Genomic DNA, 12525 nt, shown 5'->3' with positions numbered 1-12525 from the left:
ATGCCACAATGCGCCGATGACGCTGCGCCGCCCACAGTCAAGGAGACACGACAATGAGTCACGAACACGACCATGAGCATCCTCGCGACGACGCACCGATCGATTGGCGCGAAAACGGCGTCAAGGTGATACGCGGCGACCAGCTCGACACGAACACGGCGCAAACGCCCGGCATGAACCGCGCGGCCGCGATCAATGCGGCGCGCGTGGGCGCGCAGAAGATCTGGGCGGGCACGGTGACGATCCATCCGAACGCGAAGACCGGCGCGCATCATCACGGCGCGCTGGAAAGCGTGATCTACGTCGTGCGTGGTCACGCGCGCATGCGCTGGGGCGAGCATCTGGAGTTCACGGCCGAGGCGGGCCCGGGCGACTTCATCTTCGTGCCGCCCTACGTGCCGCACCAGGAAATCAACGCCAGCACCGACGATCCGCTCGAATGCGTGCTCGTGCGCAGCGACAACGAGGCCGTCGTCGTGAACCTGAACATCGACGCCGTCGAAGCCCCGGAAACCGTGTACTGGGTCGATCCCATCCACCGTCATCCGCACGACCATTGAGCGCCCGGCAGCCCCTATCGCCCACCACGACGCAATGACGACGCCCGCCGCCTCGCTCCGCGCCCGCCTGATTCCGCTCTACGCCGCGCTCATCGCCGCCAATCTCGGCGCGTGGGCGTGGGCGCTGATCGCGTTTCGTCACTATCCGCTGCTGCTCGGCACGGCGTTGCTGGCCTACGGCTTCGGCCTGCGTCACGCGGTGGACGCCGACCATATCGCCGCCATCGACGCCGTCACGCGCAAGCTCATGCAGCAGGGCCAGCGCCCGCTCGGCGTGGGACTCGCGTTCTCACTCGGCCATTCGACGGTCGTGGTCGCTGCCACGCTCGGCATCGCGCTCACGGCGCTCTCGCTGCATGGCCGCTTCGAGGACTTCCACGAGATCGGCTCGACCATCGGCACGCTCGTTTCGTCGACGTTCCTGCTCGTGCTCGCGGGCGTGAACCTCGTGATCCTGCGCGACGTGTGGAGGCGTTACCGCCGCGCGCAGCAAGGCGACGACGCAGCGCTCGCCGCCGGAGCACCCGCGCCCGCCGGCCTCTTCTCGCGCGCGCTGCGACCGCTCTTCGCTCTCGTCACCAGGAGCTGGCATCTGTACCCCGTGGGCGTGCTGTTCGGCCTCGGCTTCGACACGGCCACCGAAATCGGCCTGCTCGCCATTGCCGCCGCCGAAGCGGGCAAGGGCCTGCCGATCTATTCGATTCTCGTGTTCCCCGCGCTCTTCACGGCGGGCATGACGCTCGTCGATTCCACCGACAACGTATTGATGGTCCATGCCTACGGCTGGGCGATGGACGATCCGAGACGCAAGCTCTACTACAACGCGAGCATCACGTTCGTCTCGGCGCTGGTGGCGATCGTGATCGGCGGCGTGGAAGCGCTCGGGCTCATCGCCGACAAGCTCGGCGCGAGCGGCGGCGTGTGGACGCTCATCGCAGGTCTCAACGAGCGCTTCGGCGAGCTGGGCTACGGCATCGTCGCGGTATTCATCGCCTGCTGGATCGGCTCGGTGCTGTTCCATCGCTGGCGCCGGCCCGCCGCGGCCCGCTAAAGCGCTCACGCCCCTCTCGCGACTGCACGACTGCACGGCGCGCCATGCGCGCGCAACCCCGCGAAACCCCTACCCTTCGCCTCGTTTGCCGAAAGCGCGTAAACTAGGCCCAGCTATTGCGCGCCTGCCGTGCTCGATAGCCCCGTCAATCGTTTCACCTTGCTGCACCCATTCGTCGTCTGCCGTACCGCATGCCGCCGTCGCGCACGCCCCCGGGCCTCGCGCGTCCCCTGAACGGAATCGCACGGAAACCCGCACCGATGAAACGACCGCAGTCCCGCCGTCCACATGACGTGTCCAACCCGTCCCGCCTCGAAGCGCTGCGCCCCCAGGCCGGCGATCACGGCAACCACGCCCTCGACGAATTCGCTGCCGGCCGCCTCACGCGCCGCGAGCTGCTGCGCTACGCCAGCGCGGTAGGCCTCACGGCACTGCCTGCGCTTGCGGGACTCGCCGTGCCGCGCGGGGCGCACGCCCAGGGCGCGGCGAAGCCCGGCGAGCAGACGATCCGCGTGGCGCACCTGATGCCCGCGGGCGCCGTCGATCCGCTCACCGTGACCGATGCGGGCGCGCTGTGTCTCCTGAACCAGACCGGCGAATTCCTCGCCAACGACGACGCGCAAGGCCATCTGCAACCCGCCCTCGCGCTCTCGTGGCAAGCCAACGCCAAAGCGGACGTCTGGACGTTCAAGCTGCGCCCCAACGTGAAATTCCACGACGGCCAGCCGTTCGGCGCGAAGGACGTAGTGGCGACCTTCGATCGCCTCGCCGACCCGGCAACCGGCTCGGCGGCGCTCTCGGTGCTCAAGGGCGTGCTCTCGAAAGGCGGCACGAAGGCCGTCGACGATCACACCGTCGAGTTCCATCTCGACGCGCCCAACGGCAACTTCGCCTACTACGTTTCTTCGGACAACTACAACGCCGTGATGCTGCCCGCCAACTATGCGGGCAATTACGAAAAGAGCTTTATCGGCACCGGGCCGTTCAAGCTCGACAAATTCGAGGCGCGGCGTGGCGTGAGCTTCGTGCGCAATCCCGACTATTGGGGCGACAAGGCGCTGCCCGCGCGCGTGGAGTTCGCCTTCTACGCCGACGAGCAGGCACAGTTGCTCGCGCTGCAGGGCCACCAGGCCGACGTGATGGGCACCTTCACCGTGCAGGGCGGCATCGGCATCCTGAACAATCCCGACTTCAAGGTGATCGGCGTGCGCTCGAGCGCGCACCGCCAGATCCACATGCGCAACGACTCGCCCACCTTCAAGGACAAGCGCGTGCGCCAGGCGCTCGCGCTGGCGCTCGATCGCGACGTGCTCGTGCGCGGGCTGTTCAAGGGTCGCGCCGTGGTGGGCAACGACAGCCCGTTCGCGCCCATCTTCCCTTCCACGGCGACCGACGTGCCCCAGCGCAAGATCGATGTCGCGAAGGCACGCCAGTTGCTGGCGCAGGCGGGCGTGGCCAACGGCTTCGACGTGACGCTCACCACCGAGAAGTACATGGAGATACCGGACCTCGCCGTGGTCGTGCAGAACGCGGCGAAGGCGGTCGGCATTCGCATCGCGCTCAAGGTGGAAAGCCAGTCGCAGTACTACGGCGCGGGCACGTTCGGCAAATCGGACTGGCTCGACTCGCCGCTCGGCATTACCGACTATGGGCACCGTGGCGTGCCGAACGTGTTTCTCAACGCGCCGCTCACCTCGGGCGGCACGTGGAATGCTGCGCACTTTCGCAACGCGCAGTACGACAAGCTGGTCGCGCAGTTCGCGGCGACGCTCGACGTGGCGGCCCAGAAGCAGGTGGCGAGGCAGATCCAGACGCTGCTGCTCGACGAGACGCCCGTGATCATCCCGTACTTCTACGACCAGTTGATCGCACAGCGCGCCGTGCTTTCGGGCGTGCGCTTCACGGCGCTCGCCCAGCTCTATTTCGACCGCGCGACGCTCGCCGCCTGAACCGGCTCTAGCGCACCCGAAACGGAGGTCCGATGGCTACTCCGCTCCCGCCCATGTCGAATTCGGCTGGCACCGCGCGCGCCTTCGCCCCGCGCGCGGGCGTCGCGCGCTTTCTCGGCCGGCGCGCCGCCTGGGCGATCTTCACGCTCTGGCTGCTCTCGGTGCTCGTGTTCGCGGGCGGCCAGTTGCTGCCCGGCGATATCGGCCGCGCCGTGCTGGGCCCGCTCGCCGACGCGCGCGCCGTGGCCGCGCTCAATCACGAACTTGGCGCCGACCGACCGGTGCTCGACCAGTACATTTCGTGGATCACTCATGCGCTGCGCGGCGACTTCGGCATGTCGTGGAGCTACAAGCAGCCCGTCGCGCCGTTCGTGGGCGACGCGCTCCTGCAGTCGGCCAGGCTCGGCCTGCTCGCGTTCGTGGTGGTGGTGCCGCTCGGCATTGCGGGCGGCGTCTGGGCGGCGCTCCACGAAGGCCGCCTGATCGACCGCGCGATCAGCACGGGCGGCCTGTGCGCGAGTGCCGTGCCGGAATTCGTCTCGTCGATCGTGCTGATCCTCATCTTCGGCGTGTGGCTGCGCTGGCTGCCCATCGAGGCGACCGCACCGAGCGGCGCGGGCGTGCTCGAACAATTGCGGCACCTCGTGCTGCCCGTGCTGCCGCTCGTGCTCGTGTTCTTCGGCTATCTCGCGCGGATTGCGCGCGCGGGCACCATCACGGCGCTCGACGCCGACTACACGCGCACCGCGATTCTCAAGGGGCTGCCGAGCCACGTCGTGATCGTGCGGCACGTGCTGCGCAACGCGCTGCTGCCCAGCGTGACGGTGGCAGCCACCCAGCTCGGCTATCTGATCGGCGGGCTCGTCGTAGTCGAATCGCTGTTCCGTTATCCGGGCGTAGGCTCCCTCATCTTCAACGCCGCGAAGGCCAAGGACTTCCCGTTGCTCGAAGCGGGCGTGCTTGCGGTGGGCGCCGTCTATACGCTCGCCAATCTCGCCGCCGACGCCCTGCACGCGTTGCTCGACCCGCGCCTGCGCGCGCCGGGAGGCGCATGAACGATATGGCTTCCGAAACAATTTCTCCGGGCGGCGAACCGGGCGAAGAAGCGCTCGCCGACACGCGTTGGCGCGACACGCTGCATCTGCTGCTGCGCTCGCCCTCGTTCGTCGCGGGCGCGCTGATCCTCGTGTGGTGGATCGTCTGCGGGCTCGCGGGCCAGTGGTTCGCACCGCACGACGCCTACGCGTCCGATCCGCTCAGCTCGCTCCTGCCGCCCGACCATACGCACTGGTGCGGCACCGATCAGCTCGGCCGCGACATCTGCTCGCGCGTGATCGTGGGCGCGCGCGACATCCTCACGATCGCGCCGCTCGCCACGCTCGTCGGCACGCTCGCGGGCGCGGCGCTCGGGCTCGTCACGGGCTATTTCGAAGGCGCGTTCGGCACGCTCGTCGCGCGTACGCTCGACGCGGTGCTCGCGCTGCCGCTCGTGATCGTCGCGCTGCTCGTGCTCGCGGCCGTGGGCGCCTCGAATCTCGCCGTGGTGCTCGTGATCGGCATTACGTTTGCGCCGCTCATCGCGCGCACGGTGCGCGCGGCGGTGCTCGCCGAGCGTCATCTCGACTACGTGGCGGCGGCTCGCCTGCGCGGCGCGAATGCGCTCGCCGTGATGTTCACGGAGATCCTGCCGAACGTCTGGCCGCCCATCGTCGTCGAGGCGACGGTGCGCCTCGGCTATGCGATCTTCGCGGTCGCGACGCTCTCGTTCCTCGGCTTCGGCATCCAGCCGCCGTCCGCCGACTGGGGGCTCGCGCTCGCCGAGTCGTACACGCTGCTCGCGGGCGGCGCATGGTGGACCGTGGCATTCGACGCGCTCGCCATCGCCTCGCTCGTGGTGGCCGTGAACCTGATCGCCGACAGCCTGCGCGAGGTGCTCCAATCGTGAACCGCCCCGCTTCGTCACGCCCCGCTCTCGCCACCTTCAGCGCGCCGCGCAACGACGACGCGCTCGCGCTCGTCGGCCTCACCGTCGCTTACCGCGTGCGCGGGCGCGACCGCGACGTGCTCACCGACGTCTCGCTGCGCATCCGGCGCGGCGAAGCGTATGGGCTGGTAGGCGAATCGGGCTGCGGAAAGTCGACGGTCGCGCTCGCCGCGCTGCGCTATCTGCCGCGCAACGGCCGTGTGAAGGCCGGGCGCATCGCGATCGCGGGCGACGACGTGCTCGCGCTCGACGTCGACGGCCTGCGCACGCTGCGCGCCAACGCCGTGTCGATGGTCTATCAGGACCCCGCCAGCGCGCTCAATCCCACGCTCACGATTGCGCGCCAGCTGATCGAAGCGTTCGAAGCCGCGGGCGCTGACGCGAGCGTGGCCCGCTCGCGCTCGCACGCGATGCTCGAGCGCGTGCGCATTGCCGATCCGGGCCGCGTGCTGGCGAGCTATCCGCACCAGCTCTCGGGCGGCATGCAGCAGCGCGTGGTGATTGCGATGGCGCTCGCGTCGAACCCCCCGCTCCTGATCCTCGACGAACCGACCACCGGCCTCGACGCCACCGTCGAGGCCGAGGTGCTCGACCTCATCGCGAAGCTGCGTGCGGAGCTGGGCATGGCGGTGCTGCTCATCAGCCACGACCTCGCGGTGATCGGGCGCATGTGCGAACGCGTGGGCGTGCTCTACGCGGGACGGCTCGTGGAGGAAGGCGCCACGCGCGACGTGTTCGAGCGTGCGCGCCATCCGTACACGGTCGGCCTGCTGCGCTGCCTGCCGGCGCAGGGCCGCAACAAGCATGCGGGCGCGCTCGACACGATACCGGGCGAGTTGCCGGCGCCTGGCGTGAGTGCGCCCGGCTGCATCTACGCACCGCGCTGCCGCCTCGCCGACGCGCGTTGCCGCGTGGAAGCGCCGCCGCCGCATCGCATGACCGCGCCGCACGGCGAGCAGATGTCGCGCTGCCACTATCACGAACGTGCGATGGAATTGCCGTTCGGCAACCTGATCGGAGGCGGCGACGGATCGCAGACCTCGAGCGATGGCGCTTCGAATGGTGAATCCGAACCGCGCGTCGTATTGCGCGCGCTCGACGTCTCGCGCACCTTCGGACACGGCGCGCAAGCCGTGCGCGCGCTCGACGGCGTATCGATCGAGCTGCATGCGGGCGAGACGCTCGGCGTCGTGGGCGAATCGGGCAGCGGCAAGACGACACTCGCGCGCATGCTGCTCGGCCTGCATGCGCCCGATGCGGGCGGCGCCGTCGAGCTCGACGGCAAACGCCTGCACGCCCACGTCGCGCGGCGTCGCGCCGACGAGCGCGCAGCGCTGCGCGTCGTGTTCCAGCATCCGGACGCCTCGCTCAATCGCGCACTGCCGGTGAAACGGCTGATCGAGCGCGCGCTGTCCCGGGCGCACGACGCCACGCCGGCCGCTCACCAGGCCTCAGACGAATCGCGCATCGCGGGACTGCTCGAAGCCGTACGCGTGCCGGCGCGCTATCTCGTGGCGCGCGCGCGGCAACTCTCGGGCGGCCTCAAGCAGCGCGTGGCGATCGCTCAGGCGTTCGCGGGCGAGCCGCGCATCGTGATCTGTGACGAGCCCACCTCGGCGCTCGACGTCTCCGTGCAGGCCGCGATTCTCAACCTGCTCGCACGCCTGCAGCGCGAACGCGGCGTGAGCTACCTGTTCATTTCGCACGACCTCGATGTCGTGCGCTATCTCGCCGATCGCATCGTCGTGCTCTACGCGGGCCGTGTCGTGGAAAGCGGTCCGGCCGGCGCGGTGTTCGACGGCCCCTGGCATCCGTATACAGAAACGCTGCTGGCCGCGCGCGCGCTCGGCGCGGCAACGGCCAACGGCGCGCAGGCCGCGGCGCGCGGCTGCATTTTCAGCGCCCACTGCCCGCGCAAGCTCGGCGCCATTTGCGACGAAGCGCCCCCACCACTCGCCGACGCGGGCGGCGGCCATCGCATTCTCTGCCATATTCCCGTAGACGAATTGCGCACACAACAGAGCGCCACCACAGCCACGCAAGCGGCGACCTGACGGTGCGATAGCGCGCATATCGCATCCGGCTTCGTTGCGCTGTCCGCTTTCGCAACGCGAATCGCGCCATCCAGTGCGCGCGTTTCATCGCCGTAACGTTTTCCGCGTTTTTTCTGCCACGCGGGCGACACATCAATTGTCAAGTCCACCCCGCACGCCCCTCCCCGGCCGATGGCACAAAACTGGCTATATCGGCACCAGGCATCCGGCCGCCGCAATCCAGTGCAATGCGCCCCGACACACGCGCGGGGCGGCGCACCGGGCACACGGATGACCGGCCGCTCGACGCGCTTGTAATCTGCGGTCCCACGCCATGGGTTCCGACAATCCACAAGTAGTCCTGCGCAAACCGGTCATCCTGCGCGCGGCCTGACCGGGTGCCGTTTTTGGCGAGTACCGTTACAGCCGGATCGAACCCAATACGCCGGCGCGAAGCGGGTTGCGAGCCTGACGGAGTCGGCGCACGCGCACAAGGCGTGCGGCCGGCACGGGGGCATGGGAGACGACAGCGCATCACGCTGCCGCCTTGCGGGGAGAACAAGATGAAAAAGACCAACATTCATCAGTACTGCGATTGGATAAGATGGGGAGCAGGCGTGTGCGCGGTGGGCGCGGGCGTTTTATTCCCCGTGATCTCTGCGCACGCCGCAGGCGATGCCATCAATCCGGTAATCCTGCTCGCCGACGCACCTCTGCCGGCGAGCGGGGCCGAGGGCTTCGGGGCTTTCGGCGCGCCGGTTGCTGCGGATTCGCCTGCCGCCAGCATCTCGTCGAAGACTGATTCGGAGTCCGATTCGGCTACGCTGGCGAGCGACGTTTCTATGGTGTTCGCGCCGAACGATTGCATTAGCCGTACGGGCAGCGCGTGTTTCCGGGGCAACGGCGGCGGCGGCCATGGCGGCTCGGGTGCGTCGAGCGGCAGCAGCGGAAGCGGCGGCGGCGCGGGCGCCGCGACGGCCAGCACGGGAGGGCTTGGCCGCAGCGGCAGCTCTGGCGTGGGAGGGACGGGACCGAGCGGTTCGGGAGGCGGTTCCAGCAACTCCGGCGGCGGCAAAGGCGGTGGTGGGAAAGGAGGCGGTGGTAACAACGGCGGTGGCAACAACGGCGGCAATAACGGCGGTGGCAACAGCGGTGGCGGCAACAACGGCGGTGGCAACAACGGTGGCGGCAACAACGGCGGTGGCAACAGCGGCGGCGGAAGCAGCAACGGCGGCAGTTCAGGCGGCTGTGGCTGCGGCAGCCACGGCGGATCGGCTAGCGGCCCTTCGGGCGGCCCAGCAGGCGGATTCGGCGGCGGCTTTGGCGGGGGTTTCGGCGGATTCGGCGGTGGCTTCGGAGGTGGATTCGGCAAAGGTGGACCGTCGGGCGGCCCGGGCGGCGGGTACGGCGGCGGACACGGTGGCGGCCATGGCAGCGGTCATTGAACCTGTACGGCGGTGCAGGCAGAGCGCTGCAGCCACTCCGATCTGGCGCGACGGCCAGGCGCGCCAGTCCTGGCGTCGGCGGCGGCGTCCCGGTCCCCCGGCCGGGCACCGCCGCCGTGGGCCGGTCGCCGGATGCGCGATGCGCGTGGCGTTCCCGGGCGACCACAGCGGCTGTCTGCTCGCCATACGCCGGCACAAACCATGACCGCGCGCGCAAGCGCGCATCCCACTCGCGCCCTACAGCATCTCCAGCGGACGCTTGCTGCGCGGCGGCTTGAAATGCGCGTGGAGCGCCGCGTGCTCGTCAGCACCGAGCACGAGATCGAGCGCCGCGCGGTTGTCGCGCACGTGCTCCACGCGCCCCGCCTTCGGAATCGCGCAGACCCCGCTTTGGCCCAGCACCCACGCCATCGCCACGCGATAGACCGACACCCCGTGGGCGTGAGCGATGTCGTCGAGCGGCGAGCGCCTCGGCAAGCGCGCGTGATCGACCGGGCTATACGCCATCGCCGGCATGCGATGCGCGGCGCTCCACGGCAGCAGGTCGAATTCCGCGCCGCGCCGCGCGATGTTGTAGAGAATCTGGTTGGTCGCGCACGCGTCGCCGCCAGGCGTGGCGAACAGTTCCTCCATGTCGTCGGTGTCGAAATTGCTCACGCCCCAGTGACGGATCTTGCCCGCGCGCACGAGCGCTTCGAACCCTTCGACCGTCTCTTCGAGTGGCACCCCGCCGCGCCAGTGCAGCAGATAGAGATCGAGCCGGTCGGTGCCGAGGCGTTTCAGGCTCGCCTCGCACGCGCGCGCGACGCCGCTGCGGCTCGCGTTGTGCGGATACACCTTGCTCACGAGAAACACCTCGTCGCGCAGGCCCTGCAAGGCCTCGCCGACCAGCCGCTCGGTCGCGCCGTCGCCGTACATCTCGGCGGTGTCGATGAGCGTCATGCCGAGCGCCACGCCTTCGCGCAGCGCGGCGATTTCCGCCGCGCGGTGTGCACTGCGCTCGCCCATTTCCCACGTGCCCTGCCCCAGCTTCGGAATGCGTTCGCCGTCCGGCAATGCGACGCTTGCGATATCGGTCGTCATGATCTCCCTTTGCGCGCTGCAACCGCGCCAACTGGCAAAGAACGGCCAGTGTATCGCCTGGCGCGCAATGCGGTCATACGCACTCTCGCAAGCCGTTCATTTCCGCGATTGCGCATCGATGACATAAAATTGCCGTTCGCCTTTCATGCCTGCCTCCCATGAACGCACCCACGGAAGACCGCTGGCGCGACCTGCGCCCGGACCCGGACAACGACACGCCGCTCTATCTGCAGCTCGCGCGCAAGCTGAGCCTTGCGATTCACGACAATCGCTGGAACGCGGGCGAAGCCCTGCCCTCCGAGCGCGTCCTCGCGGAGTCACTCGGCGTTTCGCGCATCACCGCGCGCAAGGCGATCGCACTGCTCGTCGAGCAGGGCCTGATTCGCCGCACGCAAGGCGCGGGCAGCTTCATCACGCCGCGCATCGAAGACCCGCTCTCGCGCCTCACGAGCTTCAGCGAGATGCTGCGCCAGCGCGGCTTCACGCCGAGCTCGCGCTGGCTCTCGCGCGAAATCCAGCCCGCGAGCCGCGACGAGGTGATCCAGCTCGGGCTCTCGCCGGCGGCGGCCGTCACGCGCCTGAAGCGCCTGCGTCTGGCCGACGGCATCGTCATGGCCGTCGAGAACTCCACCTTCCCCGCCGCGCTGATTCCCGACCCGAACGCGATCGGCGACTCGCTCTACAGCTTTCTCGAACAGCGCGGGCTTTCGATCGTGCGCGCGCTGCAACACTTTCGCGCCGTGAACGCGAGCGACGAAATCGCGCGGCAGATGAGCATCGCGCCCAACGAGGCGCTGCTGCTCATCACGCGCGTGGGCTATACGGCCGATCAGCGCGCCATCGAACTCACCGATACCTACTGCCGCAACGATTATTACGATTTCGTCGCGGAACTGCGCAAGTAGCGCGCGAAAACGCGGTGTCGTCTAGTCGTTCCATGCCGGCGCATCGCTGCCGATCGGCACCGGCGGCCGCGCATGAAACGCCGGCGTGAATTCGAGCCGCTCGGCGGGCGCCACTGCGCGCACGCGCCCGAACGGCGAAGCCATTTCCTCCAGACAATCGGCGAGATCGGCGGCGCCCACCTCGGGCGCCTGCTGGCCGTCTTCGAGCGTGCCCATCGTCTGCAGCCAGCGGCCCGTTTGCGCGAGCGACAGGCGCACGTGCCAGCTGCCGCCTTCGCGCATGCGCCGCGCGAGCGCGACCATCGCGCCGAACGCGGCCAGATAGCCCGTGGCGTGATCGAGCGCCTGGCACGGCAGCGGGCGAGCCGTAGTGAACGGCGGCGCGCCTGCTGCGGCGCTGCCGTGCCTCGCTGCGACGACGCTCTCGGCCCACACGATGCCGCTCGCCGACTGCACGAGGCTGTCGAAGCCGCGCCGCTCGCGCCACGGCCCACGATGCCCATACGCACTGATCGACACGCACACGATGCCGGGCCGCACCTGCGCAAGCGCCTCGGGCGCGAAGCCGCGCGCGGCGAGCGCACCTGGCCGGTAGCCTTGCACGAACACGTCGGCATCGCGTGCGAGTGCGCGCAACTGCTCGCACGCGGCTGCGTCGCGCAGGTCGAGCGTGGCGGAGCGCTTGCTGCGGCCGTTGTCGATCACGAGCGGCGCGATGTTCGGCAGATGCGCGCCGTTGATGAGCAGCACGTCCGCGCCGTGTTGACCGAGCGTGCGCCCCGCCACCGGCCCCGCGATGATGCGCGTGAGGTCGAGCACGCGCACGCCTTCCAGAGGACGCGCGCCGGCGCCCGCCCGCGGCGCCTCGGCGGGCGCGTCGCCAATGCGCTCGATCTCGAACAGCGGCAGGCTCGCCACCGCCTTCGCCTGCTCGTGCGCGGCCCATTCGCGCGGCGCGCGCACGAGCGCGGCGCACAGGCCCGCTTGCGCGAGCGCGTCGTCGAGCGCCGCGCCTTCCCAGCCAAGGATCGCGCGCGCCACGGCGTCGCGCTCGTCCGCGCATTCGAGCACGCGCAGGATGCCCGCAAGGTGATGCGGAAAGTTCGCGTGCAGCTGGACCCAGCGACCGTCGCCGGTCGGGAAGTGACCCGTCACCGGATGACGCAGCTCCGTGGGCGGCTGGCCGTCCACGCTCAAATGGCGCTCGCTGCGAAACGCGGCGAGCGCGCGGCGCACGTCGATCGCCACGCGCTGCGTCCGGCCCGTGCGCAGCGCGTGCAGTTGCGCGGCGGCGAGCCCCGCCGCGCCGATGCTCGCCGCCGCGAGCGTGCCCACGCGAAAGATCGAGGGCAGGCCCGGATCGACGCCTTCGACGTCGAGCCAGTCGAGAGCGGAAGGGTCGCAGCCCGCCAACATCCAGAGGTGTTCGAGCGCGTCGCGTGGCGTCATGGCGTGCAGTCCTTTTGCGAGGGAAGCGGGGAGAAAGCGAGCCGAAGTGATGTCACGCATCGTCGC

General features: G+C 69.4%; 10 protein-coding genes. 8 read left to right on the top strand and 2 right to left on the bottom strand.

Annotation, left to right across the window (positions count from 1 at the left end; translation table 11 throughout):
- Nucleotides 1-53 precede the first annotated feature (53 nt).
- The 7 genes from AB4Y42_RS10190 to AB4Y42_RS10160 all read left to right on the top strand — a co-directional run bounded on the left by AB4Y42_RS10190 (nt 54) and on the right by AB4Y42_RS10160 (nt 9022).
- Nucleotides 54-560 carry a cupin domain-containing protein gene (locus AB4Y42_RS10190; protein ID WP_069262769.1) on the top strand — a complete coding sequence of 169 codons (507 nt, stop codon included), beginning with the start codon at nt 54-56 and terminating at the stop codon, nt 558-560.
- 34 nt (nt 561-594) lie between these two features.
- Nucleotides 595-1611: a HoxN/HupN/NixA family nickel/cobalt transporter gene (locus tag AB4Y42_RS10185; protein WP_368694093.1), complete on the top strand. Its 1017-nt coding sequence runs from the start codon at nt 595-597 to the stop codon at nt 1609-1611.
- Nucleotides 1612-1871: 260 nt separating this feature from the next.
- Nucleotides 1872-3560, top strand: a complete 1689-nt coding sequence (locus AB4Y42_RS10180; RefSeq protein ID WP_368687660.1) for an ABC transporter substrate-binding protein — start codon at nt 1872-1874, stop codon at nt 3558-3560.
- Nucleotides 3561-3592: 32 nt separating this feature from the next.
- On the top strand, nt 3593-4615 hold the full coding sequence (locus AB4Y42_RS10175) for an ABC transporter permease (protein ID WP_368694092.1): 1023 nt from the start codon (nt 3593-3595) through the stop codon (nt 4613-4615).
- Between the two features lie 5 nt (nt 4616-4620).
- Nucleotides 4621-5505: an ABC transporter permease gene (locus tag AB4Y42_RS10170; RefSeq protein ID WP_368687658.1), complete on the top strand. Its 885-nt coding sequence runs from the start codon at nt 4621-4623 to the stop codon at nt 5503-5505.
- Nucleotides 5502-7598 (top strand): dipeptide ABC transporter ATP-binding protein, encoded by a 2097-nt coding sequence (locus AB4Y42_RS10165; protein WP_368694091.1) that lies wholly within the window; start codon nt 5502-5504, stop codon nt 7596-7598. The genes AB4Y42_RS10170 and AB4Y42_RS10165 overlap by 4 nt, the downstream gene beginning before the upstream one ends.
- Nucleotides 7599-8140: 542 nt before the next feature.
- Nucleotides 8141-9022, top strand: a complete 882-nt coding sequence (locus AB4Y42_RS10160) for a hypothetical protein (protein WP_368694090.1) — start codon at nt 8141-8143, stop codon at nt 9020-9022.
- Between the two features lie 237 nt (nt 9023-9259).
- On the opposite strand, the gene AB4Y42_RS10155 is transcribed toward AB4Y42_RS10160, so the two are convergent.
- Nucleotides 9260-10105: an aldo/keto reductase gene (locus AB4Y42_RS10155; RefSeq protein ID WP_368694089.1), complete on the bottom strand. Its 846-nt coding sequence runs from the start codon at nt 10103-10105 to the stop codon at nt 9260-9262.
- 158 nt (nt 10106-10263) lie between these two features.
- Here AB4Y42_RS10155 and AB4Y42_RS10150 point away from each other — a divergent pair, with 158 nt between their 5' ends.
- The gene (locus AB4Y42_RS10150; RefSeq protein ID WP_368604054.1) at nt 10264-11010 is read left to right on the top strand and encodes a GntR family transcriptional regulator; all 747 of its coding nucleotides are present in this window, start codon (nt 10264-10266) and stop codon (nt 11008-11010) included.
- Between the two features lie 21 nt (nt 11011-11031).
- On the opposite strand, the gene AB4Y42_RS10145 is transcribed toward AB4Y42_RS10150, so the two are convergent.
- Nucleotides 11032-12459 (bottom strand): CoA transferase, encoded by a 1428-nt coding sequence (locus AB4Y42_RS10145; protein ID WP_368694088.1) that lies wholly within the window; start codon nt 12457-12459, stop codon nt 11032-11034.
- Nucleotides 12460-12525 lie beyond the last annotated feature (66 nt).

It is taken from the genome of Paraburkholderia sp. EG286B (genome assembly GCF_040965655.1).
Classification (GTDB): domain Bacteria; phylum Pseudomonadota; class Gammaproteobacteria; order Burkholderiales; family Burkholderiaceae; genus Paraburkholderia.
The sequence above is the reverse complement of the archived record's forward strand: the minus strand, read 5'-3'. Positions and strand labels throughout refer to the sequence as shown.

What these genes read in the sequence shown, in the direction of transcription:
- AB4Y42_RS10170 (WP_368687658.1), top strand. Translation starts at nt 4,621, where the DNA reads ATGGCTTCCGAAACAATTTCTCCGGGCGGCGAACCGGGCGAAGAAGCG.
- AB4Y42_RS10180 (WP_368687660.1), top strand. Translation starts at nt 1,872, where the DNA reads ATGAAACGACCGCAGTCCCGCCGTCCACATGACGTGTCCAACCCGTCC.
- AB4Y42_RS10150 (WP_368604054.1), top strand. Translation starts at nt 10,264, where the DNA reads ATGAACGCACCCACGGAAGACCGCTGGCGCGACCTGCGCCCGGACCCG.
- AB4Y42_RS10175 (WP_368694092.1), top strand. Translation starts at nt 3,593, where the DNA reads ATGGCTACTCCGCTCCCGCCCATGTCGAATTCGGCTGGCACCGCGCGC.
- AB4Y42_RS10185 (WP_368694093.1), top strand. Translation starts at nt 595, where the DNA reads ATGACGACGCCCGCCGCCTCGCTCCGCGCCCGCCTGATTCCGCTCTAC.
- AB4Y42_RS10155 (WP_368694089.1), bottom strand. Translation starts at nt 10,105, where the DNA reads ATGACGACCGATATCGCAAGCGTCGCATTGCCGGACGGCGAACGCATT.
- AB4Y42_RS10190 (WP_069262769.1), top strand. Translation starts at nt 54, where the DNA reads ATGAGTCACGAACACGACCATGAGCATCCTCGCGACGACGCACCGATC.
- AB4Y42_RS10160 (WP_368694090.1), top strand. Translation starts at nt 8,141, where the DNA reads ATGAAAAAGACCAACATTCATCAGTACTGCGATTGGATAAGATGGGGA.
- AB4Y42_RS10145 (WP_368694088.1), bottom strand. Translation starts at nt 12,459, where the DNA reads ATGACGCCACGCGACGCGCTCGAACACCTCTGGATGTTGGCGGGCTGC.